Source organism: Microcoleus pseudofavosus SVA1_A4, from assembly GCF_036700565.1.
Lineage (GTDB): Bacteria > Cyanobacteriota > Cyanobacteriia > Cyanobacteriales > Microcoleaceae > Microcoleus.
This window is the reverse complement of sequence record NZ_JAUBPE010000038.1, coordinates 23,259-46,703: the sequence shown is the minus strand read 5'-3', so window position 1 is coordinate 46,703 and position 23,445 is coordinate 23,259. Positions and strand designations below refer to the sequence as shown.

The following is a 23,445-nucleotide window of genomic DNA, read 5'->3' as shown; positions in this document are numbered from 1 at the left end:
AATGGCTATGAAATCGGTAATACTTTCTGAGCAACCAGTCATTCTAGAAAAACCAGCGATTTGGTCGCACTTGTTTTTGTGGATGATCATGCTGATGACCACTTCTGGTGTAGTTTGGGCTTATTTTGCTAGCGTAGAGCAAGCTGTCCCCGCTGTCGGCCAATTGGAACTCAAAGATGGTGCTAGAGACATCCAAGCACCTGCTACGGGAGCTGTGGTGAGACTTCACGTTGAAAATGGCGATCGTGTGGAAAAGAACCAGCCTCTGCTCACTTTCAACCCCCTTGCACCCAGTGCCGATTTAACATCGGTCCAGAAAACTAAAGAAGCTCTGGAAAAGGAAAATAAATTTTACGAAGATGTTGTCAACGGCAAAATTCAAGGCGCTATTCCTTCTAACCTAGAATCAACAATCAAGGACAGACAGAGCCTGACGGCACAAAATCAAGTGCTGCAAGCTTTGATTGACGAACTGTACCTCAATCGGGGAGCCAGCGGAAATTTCGATGCTGCCCAGCAAGGACTTTATGTTAATTATCGATCGGAATTTTTGTCTCGCGTAGCGGCCGCCCAAGGGCAAGTTCAGGAGTTGGAAAAACAACTGAAGCAAGCTGAGGATGCTGAGAAAGCCGCTGGCGATCAAATGACCGTAGCACAGCAACAATTGGGTTTTGCCCAGAACCAATTAAATTATGCTCAGCAGCAGTTAGGTTCTTCGCAAGAGCAAGTAAAATCTGCCCTGGCTCAGAGAGATTTGGCGGACGAACAGTTAGCGAAATCCCAACAAGTATTGAAGTCGAATCAAAACATTCTAGGCAGACTCGGCCCCCTGGTAGAGCAAGGAGCCATCGCTGAACTGCAAAAAGAAAAACAGGAACAAGATGTTTTTAGAGGCCAAAGCGACGTTCTCAAACAGCAAGATCAAATCAAGCAGCGCGAAGGTGAAATCAACTCCCGTAAAGGCGAAATCAACACGCGCCGAGGTGAGATAAATACGCGCCGAGGCGAAATTAACGCGCGTCAAGGTGACATTCAAAAAATTAGTGCTGAAGTACAGCGGCAGCAAGGAGAGCAAGCGCGAATTCAGGAGTCCATCAGCCGCGCCCAAGAACAGTTGAAAAACACCAAGGATTCCTGGGCAAAAGAACTTTACACCAAAATTGCTGAAAACCAGAAACAAATTGCCAGCAGCGACTCTCAGCTAAGCCGCTTCAAAGTGGAAAACCTGAAAAAGCTGTCCGAGGTGAACGCTCAGCTAGAAAAAGCCCAGCAAACCCGCGATACTCAAATTCTGAAGGCTCCGGTATCCGGCGTTATCTTCGATTTGAAACCTTCTAAGAAGGAGAATGCTAAGTTGGATATAGCGAAAGATCCGATATGCCAATCCATTATTAATTCGGTGCTGAAACCGGGCGAACCGCGTCCCACACGCTGCGAAGAGGCTTATTATGAAGCGCAGCAAACCGAGAAGTTGCTCAAGGTTTTGGACGACGAAAACGGTCTGGAAGCAGTTGTTTACCTCGAAAACAGCAACGTAGCTCTGGTATTGGATGCCATGAGACAGAAGCGGGAAAAATTGGAACCGTATCACGGCAAACAATTAGACGGAGAAAAGATTGACTGCGAAAAAGGTAAAAGCTGTGTGTGTCCTGAGAAGGAAGTTAACAGAGAGAAATTGGGTTTGACGAAATACCAATGCGTGCCTGTGGATGTGAATGTTGAAGCTTTCCCGGCTCTGGAGTTTGGTACTGCTGAGGGTGAAGTGAAAGAGATTAGCAGCGATGCTGAGCCTCCTACTGAACTGCGGAAATACTACGCTTTTAAAACCAAAATTAAGCTCAAAAATCAAAAGTTTCTTTTGAACAAGGGCAAGCCAAATCAACTGGAGGTTAACTTGCAGTCGGGAATGGCCGTAAGCTCTAATATCAATATCGGCAAGCGGACTGTTTTGCAGATGTTTATCAACAGGTTTACTGGGAAGCTGGATACGTTCAAGACTGTTAAGTAATTCGGTTAACCGAATTGAACGCGAGACTTTTAGGGTGTTCGGAAACCCGGTTTTTTGAAGAAACCGGGTTTCTAGCCTTGATAAAACTCGGCGGTTGAAAGCGCTGTCGAGAGTCAAACGAAGTCCCTCTCTAAGAGACTAAGAAATAAAGGGGGTATTTAAGCCGGGTTGATATAAAATGGTGATGGCAATTGGTGCGATCGCACATTTATGAAAAAAATTATTTTATTTACGTTCTATCTGATTCCTGTTGTCCTGTTAATCGGATTTGTAGCTAACTTTAGCGTTAACGTTCCCATTGATGACGAGTGGAGGTTGGCGAGTTTTTTTGAAAAAATAGCTGCTGGGAATGTAACTTTTAACGATTTTTGGGCTTTGCACAGCAACCACCGGATCGTGTTCCCCAAAATCCTTATTGCAGTTTTGGCCTTTGCTTCCCGATGGAATATTAATTATCAGTTGTGTCTCAGCATCGGTTTGACGGCGGTAACTTTTATCGCTACGTACAAGTTATCCTCGATGCAGGTTAAGAATGCTGGGGATGATTTGTGGCATTTAGCTAATATTTTAACTTGTATATTAATCTTCTCTCTGGTTCAGCATGAAAACTGGCTGTGGGGATTTCAACTCGCTTGGTTTTTAGTCAATTTGTGTTTAGTAGCTGCGGTTTATGCACTAGTTTCAACTCACAAATTATTGCCTAATATAACAGTTTTCAATCGGATGAAATACAGTAGGGACACGGCAGTGCCGTCTCCCTACGATATTCAAGGTAGGGACAGGGCAATGCCGTGTCCTTTATCGGCTAAGGACACGGCAGTGCCGTCTCCCTACGATATTCAAGGTAAGGACACGGCAGTGCCGTCTCCCTACGATATTAAAATATTCATTGCTGCTGTCTTCTGCTTTATTGCTAGTTTTTCGCTCGCTCAAGGTTTGCTGTCTTGGTTGGCTGCGCTTCCGGCTGTGGTGACTTTGGAGGAAAATGCAGCACAGACAAGAAAAAGACTTATTGTATGGATGCTGCTGTTTGGGGCAACTTGTGCTGTTTACTCAATTGATTATCATCCCAGTCGGAAAACAAGTATTATTTCATTGTTGAATAAGCCCCTTGTAGTAATTGATTACTTTTTGAGTTTGTTGGGTTCGCCAATTATTCGTTTCTCTGGTATTTCTGCATGGGTTGGCTTGCTAATATTTGCAACTTTCTTATTTTTGGGATTCCACTTTGGGAGAAAGATTAGCGAGCATCGTGAGGCTTTACCTTGGCTGTCAATAGGTTTGTTTTCGGTTTTATCGGCTCTGTTTATTACGGCTGGTAGGGCAGACTTTGGGGCGATTCAGGCGATAGAATCGTCGAGATATACGACTAATTCGATTTTGTTGTTAATTGCTTTGGTTCAGCTTGGACAATTGTTTGTTAGAGGCAAGAGTCCGGCGCTAAGTCGCAACTATAAACTTATTTATCGGGTGTTGGCAGGGCTATTTATTGGGATAATTATTGTTAACTCTCAGCAGGCGATCGCCCAATCTCGCTCTGCACTTCTTTACAAGCAAGGCGGTCAATATTGTTTGCAGTTAATTAACTATCTGGAACCGTCGGATTTTTTCAATAATTCGCCGGAAAGCTGTTTGAGGGTGCTGAGCAAAAAAACTTGGTTGGTCAGAGAAGGAGCGCTAATTCTTGATAAAATAGGTTGGAGAAAGTTCGCGAAAAATGTAGAGTTTATTGCTAATCCTGGAAAAGTTTACGGCTATTTTGACAAACCTCAAATAGGCGATAAATCATTGAAAATTAACAAAAATAATGCTGTCAAGGCTGCCGGTTGGGCTGTTTTGCCAGAAAATTTGAAACAGCCAAATATTGTACTGCTATCTGTCGGCGACAAACAATCTTTTTTTGCCAATGCTTATGTAAACTCAGACAGTCCCGACATTGCTAAGACTTTGAAATCAGAGTTGTACAACAATGCGAGGTGGGCTGTTGATTTGTTGGCTAATAATTTGCCGATCGCCCAAACTGAAATTAAAGCTTGGGTGTATAATCCTGTGGACAACCAATTTGTCAAGTTGCGCGGTGGCGCTAGGGTAACAGTGGAGGATGAGGAGTGAAAATTTCTGTGATTGTACCAGCTCACAATGAGGAGGGCTGTTTGGAAGGTACTGTGCGGGCGATCGCCCAGACGCTCGATTTAGAAGGCATTCCGCACGAAATTTTGATTGTGAATGACAACAGTGTCGATCGAACTCTTAATATTTGTCAAGAATTATCAGAGGCTTTCCCCGCAGTTAGATATATCAACAATCAACCTCCCAACGGTTTCGGATTTGCCGTGCGCCGGGGATTGGCAGAATTTGACGGCGATGCTGTCGCCATTGTAATGGCGGATGCTTCCGACGATCCGATCGATTTGGTAGCAGGATACCGCAAATTGCAAGAAGGATATGATTGCGTTTTCGGTTCCCGCTTTATCAAAGGCGGCTTTGTAGTTGATTATCCAATTCACAAGCTAGCAATTAACCGCTTAGCAAACTGGTTTGTCAAAAGTATTTTCGGCTTGCGGTACAGCGATGTCACCAATGCTTTTAAAATTTACCGCAGAGAAGTGATTGAAGGCGTGCAACCGATTTTGAGCCATCATTTTAATTTGACAGTGGAATTGCCTCTAAAAGCAATTGTTCGGGGTTTTTCCTATGATGTGATTCCTCTGAGGTGGTACAATCGGACTGCTGGTATTTCCAAGCTGAAAATTAAAGAGATGGGAAGCCGATATTTGTTTATTGTTTTGTATGTCTGGCTGGAAAAACATCTCTCTCGCGGCGACTACCACCGGACTAGAAAGATAGCAAAGTTAAAAGTGAATGCCTGAGAGAATTTTAATTGTTGGTGGTGCGGGTTTTATCGGCAGTTGTTTGGCAATTGGCCTGAAGAAACTGCACCCGGAATGGCAAATAATTTGTTTGGATAACCTGCGTCGCCGGGGATCGGAATTGAATCTGCCTCGGCTTAAAAGTTGCGGCATTCAGTTTGTTTACGGGGATATTCGCACAGCGGCCGATTTAGATCCAGTTGCACTCAATGCTGACTGCATTGTCGATTGTGCTGCGGAACCTTCTGTGATCGCGGGTTTTAGTTCGCCTCAGTATGTTTTGCAGACGAATTTGTTGGGTACTGTCAATGTTTTGGAGTTGGCGAGACAAACGGGTGCGAGTTTGCTGTTTTTGTCTACAAGTCGAGTTTATCCGATCGCCAGTGTCAAATCTGTTAAGCTGTTAGAGTTGCCGACACGATTTGCGATCGCCCCAGAGCAAACATTACCGGGTATATCCGAGTTGGGCATATCAGAAGACTTCCCTTTAAAAGGACACCGTTCGCTTTACGGAGCAACTAAATTAGCTTCGGAATTGCTGATTGAAGAATACAGGGAAGCATACAATGTGCCGGCCATTATCAACCGCTGCGGGTTAATTACCGGTGCTTGGCAAATGGGTAAAGTAGATCAGGGTGTTTACGGTTTGTGGGTGGCGGCTCACTATTTTGAAAAGTCGCTGAGTTATATCGGTTTTGGTGGCAGCGGGAAGCAAGTTAGGGATTTGCTGCACGTTGAAGATTTTTTGAGATTAGTTAATTATCAGTTAGAACATTTTGCTGAATTTGACGGCGAAGTGTTTAATGTAGGCGGCGGTTTTAGCAACAGTCTTTCTTTGGTTGAAGCAACTGATTTGTGCCAAAAGATTGCGGGTAAATCGATTCCGATTAATCCTGTTTTGGAGGAACGCGCGGGGGATATTCCGATTTTTATTACCGATTCTTCTAGGGTGATGGAGAAAACAGGATGGCAGCCAGTTATTGGGCCGGAAGTGGCTTTGCAGGATATTTATGATTGGATTGCTGCTAATGAGGTGGTGTTGAGTTCGATATTGTAGGGATTTTTTTAATGGCAGATTGCAAATAGTAGGGTGCGTCGCTATGGAAAATTTCGCCACTATTTGAGTGACTAGAAGCGACGCACCCTACGGCGAAATTTCATCCCCGTCTAAAATTCCCACCATTATTTTCATTAAATCCTCTAAATCGTCAGGCACTTTAAACAAATTGATATCTTGAAAAATAGTGTGCTGATTTCGGTCTAACTTGCCAAATCGCCAGACATCTCCCATTGTCACCGCACCGTAAAAGATATTTTGCTCTTCAACGTGAGACATCGCAATCAATTCTACAGCTAGTTGGGTAAATCCTCTAGTCATATCGTCGTTATTTGCTTCAATGACTAGCAATTCTCGCTCGGATTTTACGAAATAATCTAAATTCCCCTTTAACCAGTTATTAACGTTGAGAGTATACTCAAATCGCAATTGACATTTGCAGTACCGGATGATGTCCAGCAAAACTGGCGATACTAATGATTCTCTTCTAGCTGTTTCGCTGCTGAGACTGACAAAAAATAAAGTTTCTTTAATTCTTTGTTTGAGAAAAGCTATTTCTGCCAGTTCTCTAGAGGTATGCGGCAAAGACAGCTCAGTTTTGATCGGCGAGTAATCAAATTCTGCTAAAATTTGATCCGTTTCGTAAGGTAACTCAAAGTATGAACGAAATGTATATTCTCGACCTTCCTGTAATATTTTTTGCTTGGTCATACTGTTTGAAATCGCAATGTGTTTATTTGTAAATTATTATAGCAAATCTCAATCATTCATACAGATGTGTAGAGGTAGTACCCCGTGCCTATCCTCTATCGCTTATCCCCAAACTTCTGTCAAATCCAAAACAAACCCCGGCAACACATCTTCACCGGACAAAGTTGCAGGATTTTCCAGCACTTCTACATCTTGATTTTGCCTGTAAATTTCCACCTTTCTGTTTTTTCTATCTATCAACCAACCTAAACGAACCTGGTTTTCCATGTATTCTTTCATTTTCTCTCGCAGTGGCTTCATATTGTCACTTTTAGAACGGAGTTCTACCACGAAATCAGGACTTAAGGGAAGAAAGCCTTCTTTTTGTTGTGGGGTAAGTGCGTCCCACCTTTCTTGACGCACCCAAGACGCATCAGGAGAGCGATCAGCCCCATTTGGCAGGTGAAAACCAGTAGAAGAATTAAATGCTTTACCGAGTCTAGTCCGCCGATTCCACAACCAGAGTTGCCCTTCTATATCGAGATTCCGATATCCTGTGTCGCCTCCGGTTGGTGGGTTCACGATTAATTCTCCTGTTGCTGTGCGTTCTAATTGTAACTCTCGATTGGCGATCGCCAATTCAACGAACTGCTCGCGGGTAACGGTGAGTGTTAGTGTCGGCGGAATATTCACAGCAATGGCGCGGGATGTTTGTGTCATCATTTTTTTCCTAAAATTGATGCTTTTTTAGCAAATTTATCCTGATTTTGCCCAGCCCAAACTACAGGATTACTTGCAATTTTTATTATAACAATTGAAATGGTCTAGGGGCAGCGATCGATCCTTAATTGTTTGGTTTCGATGCTTTGACAAACATTTGCCCTCCCAAAAACCGCCACAACAAAGGTAATTTCAAGTAAACTTTTAACAGCAAAGGCGAGGCAGGTCTGCCTTTAGTCGAAAACGGTAAAAATCTTGGTATAATTAAGTCGATTTCAAACCCGACTGTTTGTAAAAGTTCTTGCAGCGATAAGTGGGTAATCGGTAATTGATGGTCAATAAAATCGTAATATTCTTTGAATGAGTATTTAAAATTAGGCTGGATGACCAAGAGAGAACCCCCGGGATTGAGAGCGTCAAAACAAAAGGAGATAATTTGGATTAGTTCTTCTTTGCTGCTGAGATGTTCAAAAAAATTAGAGATAAAAATGCGGTCAAAATGTTCTGTAAAAGCTAGGTTATTTCCCCAATTTAAGACATCCAAATTCAGCACTTTGACATCAGGAGTGGCAAATAATTTTGAATCGGGATTAAGGTCAATCAAGCATTTTTCTCCCGCTTGAATTTGATTGATGAATTCGCAGTAACCGCCGCCAATATCTAAAACCGCTGATTCTGGAGGAACATAATATTGTAAAAACTCGTCAATTAAAACTTTCCAGAGTGCTACCTTTGCTTGCATCTGTGTGGAATCAAATCGATTGGCGTACAATTTTTTGAGATATGCGTCGGCTTTCATAGTAAAATAGCATAGACAGAGTATGAGTTTATCACTTTCACAGCTAACTATGAATGTTATATCTACCGAAATCCCGGAAGTTTTGATAATTGAGCCGAAAATTTTCGGAGACGACCGCGGTTTCTTTTTTGAGAGTTTCAATCACAAAGCTTTTGTCGAGAAAACAGGCGTGACGGCAGAGTTTGTTCAAGACAATCATTCCAAATCATCTAAAAATGTGCTGCGCGGTTTGCACTACCAAATGCAGCAGCCTCAAGGCAAATTGCTGCGGGTAGTTGCTGGCGAAATATTTGATGTAGCGGTGGATATTAGAAAAAGTTCGCCGACTTTTGGGCAGTGGGTGGGGTGTTTGCTGAGTGCAGAAAATAAGCAGCAATTTTGGGTGCCGGCGGGATTTGCTCACGGTTTTTTAGTGGTTTCGGAGACGGCTGAAGTTTTGTATAAAACTACAGATTATTATGCACCGGCACACGAACGGTGTATCCTGTGGAATGACCCCGATTTGGCGATCGACTGGCCGCTAGACGGTGCCCAACCAATTTTATCAGCTAAAGACCAAGCCGGACAAACATTGAAAAAAGCTCAAGTGTTTTGATCATGAAAATTTTACTCGCAGGTGGCAGCGGACAGCTAGCTCAAGAATTGCATCCGATTTTATTATGTTCGGGAGAGGTAATTGGGGCCGATCGCACTCGCCTCGACTTATCCCAACCCGAAAGCATCCGTCAAGCAATGGCTGAAATTCAACCGGATTTAGTCGTCAATTCGGGTGCTTACACTGCGGTAGACAAAGCTGAAAGCGAACCAGAATTAGCACACGCAGTCAACGGCATTGCACCCGGAATTTTCGCAGAAGAATGCGAAAAACTGGGAGCAAGTTTGATTCACTTTTCCACTGATTATGTATTTGACGGCAGCCACGGTTCTGCTTATCTGGAAACAGATTCTACGAACCCGCTGGGAACTTACGGCAAGTCTAAATTAGCAGGCGAGGAAGCAATTCGGAAAGCGGGAAACCGACATATTATTATTAGAACCGCGTGGGTTTACGGCAACGGTGGCAAAGGCAACTTTGTCAAAACCATGTTAAGGTTGGGAAAGGAAAGAGAAGAAATTCGAGTAGTAACAGATCAGATCGGAAGTCCTACTTGGACTGGGGATTTAGGTGCGGCGACTTCACAAATTATTCCTCTCCTTGAACCAGAAACTTTTGGAACTTACCAGTACACTAACAGCGGTGTGTGTAGTTGGTACGATTTTGCGATCGCCATTTTTGAGGAAGCCGAAAAACTCGGCTTTCCCCTAAAAGTTCAGCGCGTAATTCCCATCACCACTGCCGAATATCCGACACCCGCAAAACGTCCTGCTTTTTCTGTCCTCTCTACGGTAAAAATATCAGCACTTCTGGGTAAGTATCCTCCCCATTGGCGACAAGGGCTCAGACAAATGCTGGCAAGAGAAGTGAAATAAAAAATTGAGGAAGACTCAAAACGCGAGGGCGAGTTTTGTTCATGAGTTACCTGTTATATGCAAAGTTTCTCACCTAAACTCGCCCCTAACAATTAAAAATATCCCCATGTCTGAATCCATGAAAGTCAAGCAACAATATATTTTAATTGCCGCCTCAGTTCTCGGCATTCTAATACCAGCGTCATATATTTTGTACTTGATATCCCAAGCGGGAGACTTGTCTAATTTTGATTATTGGTGGATGACGTGGAATTTTTATTCAGTAGACGGTTTCTCTACAAATCCTTTTAATTGGATATTTCGGGCAAACGAGCATTTTGTCTTGATTCCGGCAATTATTTATGGCTTGAATATAGTTTTCACCCAAGGTTCAAATCTTGGTTTATGTTTAGTGGCCTGGTTCTTGGCTTGGATTCAGTGTTACGTCTTAATCGCTCTGCTGCCGTTAAATTTGAGGCGTTTTCCCCTGCAATTTATCTCCCTACTCCTTTGCATTTCTATTTTTAATTTTACTCCGGCGGCGGCTCACAATTGGATGCGGGGATTCAGCGGCGTTCACTGGATAATTGCTAATTTATTTGTAATTTGTTCGATATTTTGTTTGCAATATTATGTGAAACTTTTGTCAAGTAAGAGGAAGGCGGAGCCTCTGGATATTCATTCCCAGGCAGAGCCTGGTAACGAAGGATGGAAACAAAATAAGTGGGTAATTGGCAGCATTGTTTTTGGCGTTTTGGGCTGTATTAGTTACAGCACTCCTTTAGCTTTGTGGCCGATATTGTGTGCGGCTGCTGTTGTGCTGCGGTTTCCTCGGCGAATAATTTATTTGTATTTCATTGCTGCGATTGCAGTAATTGGCATTTATTTTTTAACTTATAAAACTCCATCTCATCACCCTTCTTTAACTAAAATTAACCCGCTCAAAACTCTCGAATATATTCCAACTTATCTCGGCGGAATTTTTAGCGAAAATATAATTGTTGCTTCAATTATTGGTATAATTGGTTTGATTGCAGTGACGGGTTTTGTGGGTTATTGGCTATTTGTAAAAAAGGTCGATCGCCCGGATTGGCTGCCTTGGCTATCAATCCAACTTTACACGCTGCAAACGGCGTTAATGGCCGCTGTCAGTCGATCGGGATTTGGCGTAGAACAGGCCACCGCTTCCCGCTACGCCACACTCCCAGCCTTGTTTTGGATGAGCACAATTGTCCTCACAGTATTGTGGGTGCGCGAGTTGCAGCCAACACCAAGAATCCAAGGGCGTTGGCTGACACCGCTGTTTGCAGTCGCCACAGTCGCGATTATTTTAATGTACGGCGTGGGAGGCGAAACTGCAATGGCGATCGCCCGCAGAGCAACCTATCAACCGTTAGTAGCATTATCACTGCAATTAGGCATCACCGACGTAACGCTAATTAAAGACCGCGTAGGCAATAGACCGGCGGCTTTTATCGGGTTAATCGATGCCTTAAAAACTCACAACTTAGTGCCATTTAACAAAGATATAAAAAAGCACAATTTCTGTGCAGCATTAAATACAAAAATCTCTCCTAACTTACTGTCAGCACCCAAAGACGGAGTACCCGGATATTTTGATACAGCCACCAAACTTGCACCAACAGCAGCGAGAGTAATTGGCTGGGTAGGAGACCCCGAAAACAATGTAAAATGTATTGCCATTCTCAACCAAGAAAATGTCGTTCGAGGTTTCGCCATGTCAGGATTTCCGCGCCCAGATTTAGTTAAATTGTTTGGCCATTCCTACGAATTCGCAGCTTGGAGAGGATACATTCAAACATCACCAACAGATAAATTATTGACAGCCTATACCTCCTTTAAAAACCGCGAAGGTTGGGTAGCTTTGCGAAATTCCCAAGTTATCAATAAAAACTAAAAAACCTCTCTTTCTCCTCCTCTGCGCCCTCTGCGCCCTCTGCGGTTAATAAAAAAAATCTCATTGACAACACAAATAAAATATCCCTATGCCAAAACACCTCAGCTTCGTAATCCCAGTTCACAACGAAGAAGCCACCATAAAATTACTGTTTGAAAAAATCCAACTTGTCATGTTTCAAACAGAAATTGACAGTTACGAAGTCATTTTCATAGATGACGGTAGCCGCGATTATTCGTGGCAAGAAATCACAGATTTAGCCAGCCAACATCCCAAACTAATTAAAGCGATTAAAATGCGCCGCAACTTTGGCAAATCCGCCGCACTTTCAGCAGGATTTCGCAATGCAGCAGGGATAATTATCTTTACTCTCGATGCTGACCTTCAGGATGATCCCGCTGAAATTCCCAAATTTTTACATCATTTAGAATCGGGATTTGATTTAGTTTCCGGTTGGCGAAAACAGCGGAACGACCCGCTTTCTAAAACTTTACCTTCCAAGCTGTTTAATGCCGTTGCGTGTTTGCTGACAGGGGTGCAAATGCACGATATGAATTGCGGTTTTAAAGCTTACCGTAGGGAAGTTTTGCAGTCGATTAAATTGTACGGGGAATTGCACCGCTACATTCCGGCTTTAGCAAACAATTTAGGATTTAAAATTGGCGAAGTAGTTGTCGAACACCATCCGCGAAAGCACGGAAAATCGAATTACGGCTGGGAACGTTATGCGCGGGGATTTATTGATTTGTTGACGGTGTTAGCCACGACGCAGTATTTGCACAAACCGGGTCATTTGTTTGGGGGTTTGGGATTATGTTTTGGCTTGGTTGGAACTGTTTCGCTGAGTTATTTGATAGTTATTTGGTTTCTGAATTTGGCGGGGATGAATTTTGGGCCGATCGGCAATCGACCTTTGTTATTTTTTGGGATTTTGTGTACAATTCTGTCGGTGCAGTTGATTTCTTTGGGAATTTTAGCTGAGTTGATGGCGCGGAATGTAGATGCTGATTATGTGGACAAGCAAATTAGCGAAATTATTGATGATTCGGGTTTTGATATTTAACCGCAGATTAGATTCGGCGGTTGAAACCGCTTCTATACAAACAAAGTCGGCGCAACGCCAGACTGAATAAATATCTGATGTTTTCAAGAATAGTATTATCTAATTTTAAACAGTATCCATTTGCCTTCTCGATCTACTATTTCTCCGTCAATATTTGGGTGCCAATCGCTGCGAGTCAGGATATAATCGGCATGATAGTTTCTGGCTACTTTGACTAAATCCGCACTGCTGCGGCGGATGAAAAAGTCATTTCCTCCCCAGATCATTTGCGGGTTTAAGGGAACTCCTAAAACGGTTTCCATGCGATTTTGCCATTCTTTGATGCCTTTTTCGGTAAAGGGGAAGTTCTTGAAGTTGACGACAATCGCTCTTTCGGAGAAAAACTGGAAGCTGGTAACTGAGGGGGGAATTAATACGAGTGAATCGCGGCTGCTAATTTGCGAAAATCGCACAGCTAATTTGCTTAAGTCGTCTCTGGGAACGGAATTGATGTTAACTCTTGTTTGAAATACATTTAATATAGGTTTGGGCAGAATTCCTGCTACTCCACAAACTAAGGTGGCCGTAGTTATTAAGGCTAATGTGTGAGTTAGAGTCTGTTTTATAGATGTAGCTAGGGATGTTTCTTCTAAAATGAATGGCAAGGCGAGGATTGAGAAAAGGACGGGGATGCTAATTATTCGATCGCCCATTATTTCCCATGAATCAGTCACCGGATAGATCAAGCTGAAAATTACCGTTCCTACTGCTAAAATCCACAACAATATATTATATCGTTTGGGAAATGCGTATTTTTTTGTTTGCCACACTGATAATCCTAGGAAAATGATACCCCTAAAAGGCAAAGTTAGTACAACTAACAGCAACAAGCTAATAGCTATTTTTTTTTCTTTGTAAAGTATATCGACCGTCAAACAAACAGCAATAAATATGATTAATTGAGCAAAAGGTACAGTTCTAGCTAACTGTAGTTTGGCGATAAAAGCCAAAGGGTAAACTTCGACAAATAGGTAATTTAGAAACAGTGCAAAAATTGATGTTCCAACAATCACATAAAAATTAACCTTGTCTTCTTTTCGCAATAATTCGGCATTTTTGATGCACAGCAAGCCACCCATTATGAAACATATAAAGTTGAACCAATTCCCAATATCCCAATTTGACGGGAGGATGTGGTGGGGGTTGCGGACTTTCGCGTGAATGTAGACAAAATCGGCGTTGTCGATAGTGTGAGTGCTGGTAGTACCTGTTAATAACATCGGTACGTAAACGATACTTGCCATTGCTGCTAAAAGTGCGATCGCCAAAATCAATGTTTTGAAATTCCGCTGTCTTACAGATTGAATTACCAAAACGGGAACCATCATCAATCCTGGCAACAAACCCACTAAAAGTTGCAGCACACACCCTAATCCAAAACAGAAATATCCTGTCAACCATTTCTGGCGCAAACTAAAGTAAATTCCCCAGATGGCGAAGGCCATTGCGAAGGTACTGGGTACTGATTTGGTGGAAAATATCAGGGTGTTACCAACATCTGTAAATGAAGCGGCTATACATAAAAAAGCCATCGCAGCAGCAGGCAGTTTGGAATTAGTATAGATATTGATAATTGCGTAGCAACCTAGGATAAATGAACCGAAGGCGAGGAATTGATAAATAAAGTGCGCTAGGGGAATGCTGGTTCCTAAGTTGGCGAGCAAATAGATAATATAATAATAGTAGTACCTGGGATTAAATTTCACCATTTCCTGAACGTAATAATCATTTTTATACAGTTCAGGATTTAGCATAAATTGAATTGGCGGCACTTCGGGAAAGTTGCCTCCAATCGGGAAAATATAGCCAGTTGCCATCAGGGAGCCGATGATGACAAAAGTATATAGAGATAGATTAAAATACCAGTGGGATTTTTGATGTTTTTGCATTGACGGTTCCACTTACCTACTCACAGCCAAATTGTTAATCTCCAGTTGGCATTGGTTTGATAAATCCTGTTTCCTGCTACTCAATACCTCAAGCAGCAGATAAATGGGATTTTTGCCCTCAACTAATAGATTTAAGCCGATCGCACTTTTTTGACTATAAGCCATCTCTGCTGAGTCTACTAATTTACCTTGCTTGTCCCACAAAGTCAAGCGCAGGACAACTCCCGGACATTGTTGGTTAGGTAAATTGAGTTTGCCGGTAACTTTTACTTTGTCTGAAATCGAACCTAAATACAGGAAAGATGTATCGAGTTTCTGGCTGTTTTTAATTGGATGAGTTACAATCTTATATAGGTTATCGGATTCTTGACTGACTGAATAATTGGCACTTGTGTAGATTGATTGATGCAAACTAATCCAATCTAACTGCGTGCCCGGTCGATCGACTATTTGCCGCTGCATCGCCTCCAGAGTCCTAACTGCCGTTGCTGTATCAGTCGTCTTCACCCTCCGGTAAACCCTGACAGTCACGCCGTTTTCTAGCTTAAACTGTTCCGGTAGCAATTGGAAATCGCGGGCAATTTCCCAGTTTTCAGTAAAGGCATCGTACACAACTTTAACAACATCTTGTTCGTGCGATCGCAAAACTTGTTCGTCACTCGGTAACACCTGCTGAAAAGGCACAGCAACCACCGCATATTGTGACTGCAACAACTCGGGTAGCGGGTAAGTATCCCGCGAGTCAATTTGCGGCCTCCCGATTGTATTTAATTTCCACCAACCCTCCGGCGGATTTAATTTGCGGTTGGCTTGTCTGAGGATATTAGCATTAAAACTGTTAGAAGCACCGGCAATATAAATCGGTTCTTCGTTTGGTGCTAATTTTCGCAGAAACTCTACTAATTTTACAACTTCGCCGTAGTCCGATCGCACTAACGGTGGAAAATTACCCACAAACAGTCTTGACACATCAATTTTGAGAGGAATTAACCCAACTGCGGCATTCACAATCAGGTACAAACCCGCGACACCCAGCATTAAATACCGAACTTTTCCCTTGAGTGTCAGCCAAGTTGTCCAGAAAAATGTTGACAATCCCAAAAGTGCGATCGGTGTAAGATGAATTGTATAGTGCAAGTAGCCGTAACGCAAAACTAACAGCCATTCAATCAGCGACAAAACCCCAAACAACGAAACAAAAATAGCCGCCGCCGGAACCAGGATTCGGGTGAGAATTCCCGTCGAAAAACCAATCAGTACCAGCAGCCAAGTTCCCAAACCGTAAAAATCCGCATAACGAGTTAAAATATCATTTACAGGCAAACTCCAAGCGACATACAAATTGCGGTAGTCAACCGTCAGAGCACTGCGAGTAAAATCTCCCGCTACTAACATTAAAATAGTCAAGCTAGTTGCAGCTATCAAACCCAATTTGATGCCGGATTCAAACAAGAATCTGTAGGGAAACAACACTGCCACGTCCTTGTCTTTGGGAGACGACAATGCCGTTTTTTTACGGTATATTAGTACAATAAACTCGATGAAAGCCTGTAAAGTCGCTGCACCAAAAAATGCGATCGCACTATAAGCAAAATGACGCCGCAACAGAATCGCCGCCGCCAGCAAAAACCCAATTAACAGGATGTTCCACCAATATTTTAGCTTAATATCCTGCACGTAAACCCAAATTGCCAAGGCTACAAACACACAGCCGCCAGTATCCAGATATCCCCGCAGAGTCGGTATCCAACTCATCGGAATTAATAAACTCAGCAGCACCGTTGACCAAAACACCCGGCGGGGATAAACTGGAATTAGCTGTGCAGAAATTGCCCCCAGCAACAGGCGAAACGGCAGCACATAAATCAGGGATACACTGAGAATGTAACTCAGCCGAGACTCGCCAAATAACAAAATAAACGGCACTAACGGCAAAGAAATTAACAGGTTTTTTTCCTTAGATAGAGAGTCTATAACTCCCCCCCATGCTTTATCTGGCGAGTCTCGAAATAAATTTGCCGTGTTGACTGTAGCGGTGTTGTAGCCCGCGTAATCCCACCAATAAAAAGTATGTTCGCTGGATACATAGATTGATGTTACTGCAACTGTTACGAGAACAAGTAAAAACAGGAAAAACCCATCCATTATAAATTTACGAGGCAATTTAAAAGAAACAACATCAAATAATCCCATCCGTCTAGCAACCCTAAGTAACTCCTCAACTTCCTCTTTATATCTTGCTTCGCGCCTTCGCGCTTCGTTAACTTACTTTAAAACACTACCTTGCAAAAAATCCTCCAACTTTTCTGCATATTGCCGATTCGCGATCGCACTTGGATGCAGGTCATGAGGTAAATTATTATTGGCAGGTATTTTCAAATCAACCGAAATATCCGCCGTAGCAATTCCCTCCTGACTTAACTCCTCCAACATCTTAGCAGAACCCGCATTAATTCCCGCAACAACTAACTTAACACCATTAGCCTCAGCCACACGGTTAAATTCTTCAATAATTGCCTTAGAAACCTCATGGCTTCTATACAATCCCTCTTCAAATTGATTGTAATTAACATCCAAAAAATGGCTTAATGCAGAAACCCGCATCAGGGGGAACTCGTGATATTCAAGTTTTGTCATCTTGTAGGTAAAATTATTTTCTCCATTTAGCCTAGCATCGGGTTGAAACAGAATGCCGAGTTTGTTCCAAGAAGCCATCTGCTTGCTTCTCGCCCTCAACAAAGTATTGCGGCGGTCGTGAAATCCCGCATAAGCAATCACCGCTATTTTGGGTTTATTTCCTTGTTTGAGTGCTTCTTTGAATTGAATAAACGAGTGCAGCGTGCCGTAGCCGTTAACGCCAAAATTAACTATTTCATATTTGGGTAATTTCTCTTGCAGCAACCAAGCATAAGTTTCGCTGTCATTCAATGACCAACCGTAGGTAAAAGAACAGCCAAATATCCAAATTTCAGGCTTTTTTGACGATAAATTGTAAGTATTGAGGGGATGTGTTATTCTTAAACTATTATTGAGATGAGTTGTATTAAATGAGTAATTGCCGTTAAGTGTTACCTTGAATTTACCGGGCAAATGTTTGTAGCCGAGTTCCGAGTCTTTGGTGAAAAAGTTACCTTTTGGTTCGACGGCCACATCAACATTTTCTATTTGCCAGGGTTTGTATCCCGCAACCCGCAAGACAATTTCAGCCGTGGTGGTGGATAAAAAAATTGGAAAAATTAGATATGTTATTAATCTGAAAGCAACATTTTTAGCAAAATCTTTTTCGATCATTAACATAATATGAAATGTCAGCAAAAGTATAGTAAACTGCCATGCGAGTATTATCTAGTTCATGGATCTAATTTAATTAGATTGAGCGCACCAATATCAGCAACGGGCTAGAAGCCCGTTCCACAAAAAATAAACTTGATTGTGAAACAGGCATCTTGCCTGTTCTTGAGAATAAGCTGTTCGGCATTTAAAAGACGATTGTAGGGTGCGTCAGTTTTAAAGCGTTTCCCATGTCTAGTCAGTGTTCTAGCTGACGCACCATACCTTGATCGTTAGTGGTTTAAATGCTCCACAGCTTATTGCCACATCTCAGTTTAAACTCACATCTTGCACCAATATCAGCAACGGGCTAGAAGCCCGTTCCACAAAAAATAAACTTGAATGTGGAACGGGCATCTTGCCCGTTCTTAAGAAGAGTGCAAAATATTGGTTTCAGCTAATTGATTAATTCCTAATAATTTGCTTCCTCCTCGTACTCGGGAGTCTTATTTTTCTCAGGGATATTCACCCGAGGAGCCTGGTAAGGCTTCGGCGCCTCATCGTCAGCCCAAGCATCCGCCTCCACATCATCCTCGTACTCGTACTGCACGATCGGCTCTTTCGGGCGAGAACTCTCAGAGCGAGTGTACTGCTTCTCCTCGTACTCCTCCTCGTAATCGTCCTCCTCGCCGCCCCAATTATCCTCTTCGTAATCCTCGTAATCGTCGATAATCGGCTCAGGTTGCACCGCGCGCATCTGCTGCGGCTGCCGCACCGGAGGCCGGTTCCACTGCGAATCCTCGTCCCAAGGAACTTCCTCCACCGCAGGCTGCGCTACCTTGCTGCGCATTTCCGGTGCAGGTATCCGCACGCCCGGGCCCAATTGATGGTCTGTAGCCACGGGTTTCGGGTAATAACCTTGCTCGTCCTCTTCCCGTTCCCAAGGCGCTTGTCCCAAACCGACGCGCTCCAGCAAACCCACGCTAAGCTGCCTGAGCCTTTCCTCGGAACCTTCAAACACAATCAAGCGATTCGGGCCGCTGCTGACAATTTCTTCAATCCCCAACTCGTAAGTGCTGAGAACTTGGTCTGGGATTTGAGGGATTCCCAGGGAAGCGATAATTATAGAAACTAACTTACCGTCTTCGGGGTCGAACCTAAAGCCCCGCACCCTACCTAAAAGTTCGCCGGTTTCGGTAATAACTTCGCTGTTAATCAAAATGCTGTAGACTTCAACATCAACATCATCTTCGATCGCGCTCTCATCTTCCACCAACAGCACGTCGCCGATTTCGCTGACATTGTTGAGGAACATAAACCTCGGCATTCCAGCGACCGCGAATATATTATCACGCAGACCGATCGCCACAACCTCCCGCCGGTCAATGTCCACCCACAATTGACTGACCACCCCCAAGCGTTTGCCTCTGTCGCGGGTGATGACTTGAGTGCCGAGAATGTCGGAGCGTTGGCAGATTTGTTCGGATGTCATTCTAACTTTAATCCTGATTTATTAAGTACATATATCACTCAACACGAGCGTTAACATAAACTCCGGGACTACAACTTCAGTCCTATGACTTGAGTATAAGCTCCCCGCGCTTGAGTAACGCCAATTGTACGCTCAGCCGATTGAATCATAGGTCGCCGCAAACTCACAACAATAAACTGGGCTTGTTCAGACTGTCGTTTTATCATTCTAGCTAATCGCTCCACATTTGCCCCATCGAGAAACATATCCACTTCATCAAAAGCGTAAAACGTAGACGGGCGGTAGCGTTGCAGCGCAAAAATAAAACTCAGCGCCGTCAGCGACTTTTCGCCTCCAGACATGGAAGCCAGCCGCTGTACGGGTTTGCCCTTCGGGTGAGCGACCAAATTCAAGCCGCTGCTGAAGGGGTCTTCCTGGTCATCTAGCTGGAGATAGCCGTCGCCTTCGGAAAGTTCCGCAAAGATAGTCTGAAAGTTCTCGTTAACCGCGTCGAAAGCTTCTTTAAAAGCGCGCCGCCTGAGTGTGGTAAAATTTTCGATTCTCAACAGCAGTTCAGTGCGTTCTCCTTCCAATGTCGTCAATTTTTGACTCAATTCTTGAAGGCGTTCTTGAGTGCGGTTGTACTCTTCCAAGGCTAGCATATTGACAGGTTCTAAAGCTTGAATGCGTTTGGCGATCGCCTTTACTTCCTGCTGCAATTCCGTCAAATTGGCTTTCTCAACATTTTCAGGAATCGACGGCACGGGGTCGGGCATTTCCGCCCGCTGCGTTTCCAATAGAGTGCGGATTGCGGCTAATTGTTCCCGGCGTTCTTGCTGGGTTTCGTGAAGTTTTTGCAACTGCCACTGTAACTGCTGTTTGGCTAAATGCTTCTCTCGCAGTTGAGATTCCGCCCGATCGCGATCTCCCTTCTGCACGCCCAATTTTTCCTCAATTTCCCCCAAAGCCGCCTTAGCTTCCGCAATTTGCCGATCGACTTCTAACTGCTGCGAAACAATGCGATCGAGTGCATCCGCCCCCGCGTTTTGCTGCACTTGCCAATCCTGCAATTTCTCGCTACCTTCCTTAATTTTGTCTTCCAAACGCACGAATTGATTTTCCAAGTCTACAAGGCGCTGCTGGACGTTTCTCAGAGCCAATTCTCGCTCTTGCAGTTGCGCTTCTAGAGCGCGCAAACTCGATTGCATTTGCTGCCATTCGCTGTGACTGTTCGACTCTTCCAACTGCGCCAAAGTTTGCCGGTACTGCTGCAATTGAGTTTCCTGTGCGGGCAATTCTCGTTCCAGCAACTGCAATCTCGATCGCGAATTAGTTAATTCCTGTGTATTTTTCGCAATTTGCGATCGCACTTGTTCCTGTTGCGCTTGCAAATTCTTAATTTCTGAATCCAACTGTTCCAAGCGCAACTGATTTTCGCGCAAATTCTGTTTCGCTTCCATCAATTCTTGGCTGCGAGTTTTGACTGCAACAGACGCGCGGTCGATCGCAATTTTGCACCGTGACAAAATCCGCTCAATTTCCTCCAACCTTTCTTGCAGAGATGCGATCGTCCGCGCTTCACTAGCAGCCTCGCTAGCCTCAACCGTGCCAAAATGCAAGGTAGATCTGTTAGTAGAACTTCCCCCAGTCATCGCCCCGCTAGTTTCCAAAATTTCCCCGTCCAAAGTGACAATCCGGTACTGTCCCAAATAGCGGCGGGCGTCGCTGAGGTTGCTAAACACAACCGTACTGCCAAAAACGTAAGCAAAAATTTCCTGATACCGCGAATCGCAATCAATCAAATTAACAGCCGCATCCACAAACCCAGCCGCGCGCCGCAAATTTTCATTCACCGAATACCTGCCGCCCCTAATCTTATTCAAAGGCAAAAACGTCATCCTTCCCGCCCGTTTTTGTTTCAGCAATTCGATCGCAGCAGCAGCCACGCTGTCATCTTCCACCACCATATTTCCCATGCGGCCGCCCGCCGCAATTTCCAGCGCCAACTGATAGCGCGGTTCTACCCTGCCCAGTTGAGCCACCAAGCCGCAAACTCCGCCAATTCCGCTTTGCGCGACAATTTTTGCAGTAAACGTTCCCGTCGCTTCTTGCAGTGCTTGAAACTGCACTTCTAGTTTGTCTAATTTGCGCTGTCTTTCCCGCTGTTCTTCCAACAAACGAGTTTGAGTTTCCTGTTGCAGTTGCAATTCTTGTTCGGCTTCGACTAAAATCTGATGCAGCGATTCTACTTGCAAAGATGCCATGCCTTTGGTTTCCCCAAGGCGAGATTGCTGCTCTTTTTTCGCTGCAATTTCCTGTTCCAATACTTGCAGCGATTGGTTTTGTTCTTGAATTTGGTTTTGCAGGCGATCGGCTCTTTCGCCAATGGTAGCTTGTTCTGTACGCTGCGGTTCCAAAGTTTGTTGAATTGTTTCGATTTGGCGGTGCAGTTCCGTTTGCTGCTGTACCCAAACTTCGGCCGTCGAGGCGATCGCATTTGCAACTTCCCGACTTTCATCTAAACTTTGCTGGGCTGCGTCCCGCTGTTCCTGAAAACTCCCCTGCTGAGACTTAACATAAGATATTTCAATCTCAATTTGCTCCAAACTTTGCTTGAATTGCCGAACTTCTTGCTCGGTTTGTGCTATATTAGCCGCCATTTGCCCAGCAGTTTTTTCCAAATCCTGTTTGCGGTTTTGCAGTTGCCGCCGTTCCGCTTCCTGAGTCGCAATACTCGCTTGCAAAGCCAACAATTCCGACTCGCCCAAAGCTTTAACGCGGGCATTCAGCGCGTCAAGTTCAGCGGTTGCTTCTTGAATTTGGGTGCTAATTGCTTGCAGTTGTTCGGTGAGAGATGCCGAAGTGCGATCGCCCGCTTCAATTTGTTCGCGCAGTTTCCATTCTTGCTTTTGCAACTGGCGGAATTTTAGGACAATTTCCCACTGCGACTTTTCTTGAAATTCCGCCCGCAATTTTTGATATTTTTCCGCTTTTGTGCGATCGTTCGCCAGTCTATCGCGCTGAGAAATCAGCTCTTTTTCCACAATCCGGCTGCGTTCTTCCACATCCTTAACTTCATCCAACTTCTGCCTAGCTAAGGAGATTTTGCGATCGAACTGAGCCACCCCAGCCAATTCGTCAATGATTTCTCGGCGTTCCTTAGAATTCATCGAAATAATGCTGGTAACGTCTCCTTGCAGCACGACGTTATAGCCTTCGGGATAAATTCGCAAGCGGTTGAGTTGTTCGTGCAGTTGAGTCAGCGTGCAAGGTGCGCCATTAATGTAATAAGTTGAAGTGTAAGTACCTTGGCGAGTTACCCGAAGTTTGCGGGTCACACTCCACTCATCCGATTTTGGATTTTGGATTTTGGATTTTGGATTGGTAGCGAGTAGTTGTCCGTTGTTGTCTTGATTTTCTGCGATTTCTATCTCTTCTACGTCTTCAACAGATAACTCTTCCGATTTTCGATTTTCGATTTTTGATTTTCGATTGACAGGAGATGATTGGCCGTTATTGTCTAGAGTTTCGGCAGTTTCTATCCCTTCAACTTCCTCTGCTTCAACAGATAACTCATCTGCTGCATTTTCATCCTCATCTTCATCCCGGGCGAACCATTCCTCCCCCACATCTTCCAGCGCAAAAGTCGCAGTCACGCTAGCTTCGATCGTACCGCGCTTGTTTTGGGCGCTGTTCACCAAATCCGGCAAACGTTCAGCCCGCATTCCCTTAGAACTCGAAAGTCCGAGACAAAACAGCAAAGCATCGAGGATGTTGGACTTCCCAGAACCGTTGGGCCCGGAAACCACAGTAAAACCGGGCAGCACGGGAATGGCCGTCGTGCCGCCAAAAGATTTAAAGTTAGTCAGTTCGATCCGTTTAATGTGAACCATATGCTAGGAGTAGCTTTGGCTCTAGGTTGTTGTCACAGGGTAGCACAGGCAATGGGGCGATCGACAATGTGTGAACTTTCCGACATTGGCGATCGAACCGATATATTACACCTTTGTCAACAACCCTGTCGGGCTGTACTTAAAAAGCTTATTGACAAAGGTGCAACATCTGTGACGCATCGACCGCCAGAAACGAACGTAAACTTTGATACAAATAACTCAATGAAAGTCGATCGGCACAATTTGTGCTATCGTACCTGAAAGCCCCACCCAGAGACAATCCCAGCAAATATAGTGCCTGAAATTCCT

Annotated in this window: 17 protein-coding genes; 9 read left to right on the top strand and 8 right to left on the bottom strand. The window is 44.0% G+C overall.

All coding sequences use genetic code 11. The features are described 5' to 3' along the window. Position 1: 1 nt before the first annotated feature. From QUA02_RS17680 to QUA02_RS17665, 4 genes are all read left to right on the top strand, one after another. On the top strand, positions 2-2,008 hold the full coding sequence (locus tag QUA02_RS17680; RefSeq protein ID WP_333029500.1) for an HlyD family secretion protein: 2,007 nt from the start codon (positions 2-4) through the stop codon (positions 2,006-2,008). Positions 2,009-2,218: 210 nt separating this feature from the next. Beyond that, a complete protein-coding gene (locus tag QUA02_RS17675) occupies positions 2,219-4,120 on the top strand; it encodes a hypothetical protein (protein WP_333029499.1) in 1,902 nt (633 codons plus the stop codon). After that, positions 4,117-4,878 carry a glycosyltransferase family 2 protein gene (locus QUA02_RS17670; RefSeq protein ID WP_333029498.1) on the top strand — a complete coding sequence of 254 codons (762 nt, stop codon included), beginning with the start codon at positions 4,117-4,119 and terminating at the stop codon, positions 4,876-4,878. The genes QUA02_RS17675 and QUA02_RS17670 overlap by 4 nt, the downstream gene beginning before the upstream one ends. Beyond that, a complete protein-coding gene (locus QUA02_RS17665) occupies positions 4,871-5,935 on the top strand; it encodes an NAD-dependent epimerase/dehydratase family protein (RefSeq protein WP_333029497.1) in 1,065 nt (354 codons plus the stop codon). The genes QUA02_RS17670 and QUA02_RS17665 overlap by 8 nt, the downstream gene beginning before the upstream one ends. A gap of 87 nt (positions 5,936-6,022) precedes the next feature. Here QUA02_RS17665 and QUA02_RS17660 read toward each other — a convergent pair whose 3' ends face one another. The 3 genes from QUA02_RS17660 to QUA02_RS17650 all read right to left on the bottom strand — a co-directional run bounded on the left by QUA02_RS17660 (position 6,023) and on the right by QUA02_RS17650 (position 8,144). Then, on the bottom strand, positions 6,023-6,646 hold the full coding sequence (locus tag QUA02_RS17660) for a hypothetical protein (RefSeq protein ID WP_333029496.1): 624 nt from the start codon (positions 6,644-6,646) through the stop codon (positions 6,023-6,025). A 102-nt stretch (positions 6,647-6,748) separates the two neighbouring features. Continuing rightward, positions 6,749-7,348 carry a Uma2 family endonuclease gene (locus QUA02_RS17655; RefSeq protein WP_333029495.1) on the bottom strand — a complete coding sequence of 200 codons (600 nt, stop codon included), beginning with the start codon at positions 7,346-7,348 and terminating at the stop codon, positions 6,749-6,751. A 121-nt stretch (positions 7,349-7,469) separates the two neighbouring features. Further along, a complete protein-coding gene (locus QUA02_RS17650) occupies positions 7,470-8,144 on the bottom strand; it encodes a class I SAM-dependent methyltransferase (protein WP_333029492.1) in 675 nt (224 codons plus the stop codon). Between the two features lie 49 nt (positions 8,145-8,193). Here QUA02_RS17650 and rfbC point away from each other — a divergent pair, with 49 nt between their 5' ends. From rfbC to QUA02_RS17630, 4 genes are all read left to right on the top strand, one after another. Further along, entirely contained in the window at positions 8,194-8,739 is a 546-nt protein-coding gene (rfbC, locus tag QUA02_RS17645; protein WP_333029491.1) for a dTDP-4-dehydrorhamnose 3,5-epimerase, read from the top strand. A gap of 2 nt (positions 8,740-8,741) precedes the next feature. Then, the gene (rfbD, locus tag QUA02_RS17640; RefSeq protein WP_333029490.1) at positions 8,742-9,614 is read left to right on the top strand and encodes a dTDP-4-dehydrorhamnose reductase; all 873 of its coding nucleotides are present in this window, start codon (positions 8,742-8,744) and stop codon (positions 9,612-9,614) included. Positions 9,615-9,720: 106 nt separating this feature from the next. Beyond that, positions 9,721-11,511 carry a hypothetical protein gene (locus QUA02_RS17635; RefSeq protein WP_333029489.1) on the top strand — a complete coding sequence of 597 codons (1,791 nt, stop codon included), beginning with the start codon at positions 9,721-9,723 and terminating at the stop codon, positions 11,509-11,511. An 88-nt stretch (positions 11,512-11,599) separates the two neighbouring features. Next, positions 11,600-12,574 (top strand): glycosyltransferase family 2 protein, encoded by a 975-nt coding sequence (locus QUA02_RS17630; RefSeq protein ID WP_333029486.1) that lies wholly within the window; start codon positions 11,600-11,602, stop codon positions 12,572-12,574. A 95-nt stretch (positions 12,575-12,669) separates the two neighbouring features. On the opposite strand, the gene QUA02_RS17625 is transcribed toward QUA02_RS17630, so the two are convergent. The 5 genes from QUA02_RS17625 to smc form a co-directional block, all read right to left on the bottom strand. After that, complete coding sequence (locus QUA02_RS17625) at positions 12,670-14,502, bottom strand: DUF6798 domain-containing protein (RefSeq protein ID WP_333029485.1); 1,833 nt, start codon at positions 14,500-14,502, stop codon at positions 12,670-12,672. 12 nt (positions 14,503-14,514) lie between these two features. Continuing rightward, on the bottom strand, positions 14,515-16,695 hold the full coding sequence (locus QUA02_RS17620; protein ID WP_333029484.1) for a glycosyltransferase family protein: 2,181 nt from the start codon (positions 16,693-16,695) through the stop codon (positions 14,515-14,517). A 72-nt stretch (positions 16,696-16,767) separates the two neighbouring features. Then, positions 16,768-17,793, bottom strand: coding sequence for an SGNH/GDSL hydrolase family protein (locus tag QUA02_RS17615; RefSeq protein WP_333029483.1), 1,026 nt, complete (start codon positions 17,791-17,793; stop codon positions 16,768-16,770). Between the two features lie 451 nt (positions 17,794-18,244). Continuing rightward, a complete protein-coding gene (locus QUA02_RS17610) occupies positions 18,245-19,264 on the bottom strand; it encodes a PRC-barrel domain-containing protein (protein WP_333029482.1) in 1,020 nt (339 codons plus the stop codon). A 68-nt stretch (positions 19,265-19,332) separates the two neighbouring features. Further along, the gene (gene smc / locus QUA02_RS17605; protein WP_333029481.1) at positions 19,333-23,136 is read right to left on the bottom strand and encodes a chromosome segregation protein SMC; all 3,804 of its coding nucleotides are present in this window, start codon (positions 23,134-23,136) and stop codon (positions 19,333-19,335) included. Here smc and QUA02_RS17600 point away from each other — a divergent pair, their 5' ends adjacent. Beyond that, positions 23,137-23,397 carry a hypothetical protein gene (locus QUA02_RS17600; protein WP_333029480.1) on the top strand — a complete coding sequence of 87 codons (261 nt, stop codon included), beginning with the start codon at positions 23,137-23,139 and terminating at the stop codon, positions 23,395-23,397. Positions 23,398-23,445 lie beyond the last annotated feature (48 nt).

Coding starts and splice junctions, on each gene's coding strand:
- QUA02_RS17615 (WP_333029483.1), bottom strand. CDS start 17,793: ATGATCGAAAAAGATTTTGCTAAAAATGTTGCTTTCAGATTAATAACA.
- QUA02_RS17610 (WP_333029482.1), bottom strand. CDS start 19,264: ATGACATCCGAACAAATCTGCCAACGCTCCGACATTCTCGGCACTCAA.
- QUA02_RS17625 (WP_333029485.1), bottom strand. CDS start 14,502: ATGCAAAAACATCAAAAATCCCACTGGTATTTTAATCTATCTCTATAT.
- QUA02_RS17680 (WP_333029500.1), top strand. CDS start 2: ATGGCTATGAAATCGGTAATACTTTCTGAGCAACCAGTCATTCTAGAA.
- QUA02_RS17655 (WP_333029495.1), bottom strand. CDS start 7,348: ATGATGACACAAACATCCCGCGCCATTGCTGTGAATATTCCGCCGACA.
- QUA02_RS17660 (WP_333029496.1), bottom strand. CDS start 6,646: ATGACCAAGCAAAAAATATTACAGGAAGGTCGAGAATATACATTTCGT.
- QUA02_RS17650 (WP_333029492.1), bottom strand. CDS start 8,144: ATGAAAGCCGACGCATATCTCAAAAAATTGTACGCCAATCGATTTGAT.
- QUA02_RS17675 (WP_333029499.1), top strand. CDS start 2,219: ATGAAAAAAATTATTTTATTTACGTTCTATCTGATTCCTGTTGTCCTG.
- smc (WP_333029481.1), bottom strand. CDS start 23,136: ATGGTTCACATTAAACGGATCGAACTGACTAACTTTAAATCTTTTGGC.
- QUA02_RS17620 (WP_333029484.1), bottom strand. CDS start 16,695: ATGGGATTATTTGATGTTGTTTCTTTTAAATTGCCTCGTAAATTTATA.
- rfbC (WP_333029491.1), top strand. CDS start 8,194: ATGAATGTTATATCTACCGAAATCCCGGAAGTTTTGATAATTGAGCCG.
- QUA02_RS17600 (WP_333029480.1), top strand. CDS start 23,137: ATGCTAGGAGTAGCTTTGGCTCTAGGTTGTTGTCACAGGGTAGCACAG.
- QUA02_RS17630 (WP_333029486.1), top strand. CDS start 11,600: ATGCCAAAACACCTCAGCTTCGTAATCCCAGTTCACAACGAAGAAGCC.
- rfbD (WP_333029490.1), top strand. CDS start 8,742: ATGAAAATTTTACTCGCAGGTGGCAGCGGACAGCTAGCTCAAGAATTG.
- QUA02_RS17635 (WP_333029489.1), top strand. CDS start 9,721: ATGTCTGAATCCATGAAAGTCAAGCAACAATATATTTTAATTGCCGCC.
- QUA02_RS17665 (WP_333029497.1), top strand. CDS start 4,871: ATGCCTGAGAGAATTTTAATTGTTGGTGGTGCGGGTTTTATCGGCAGT.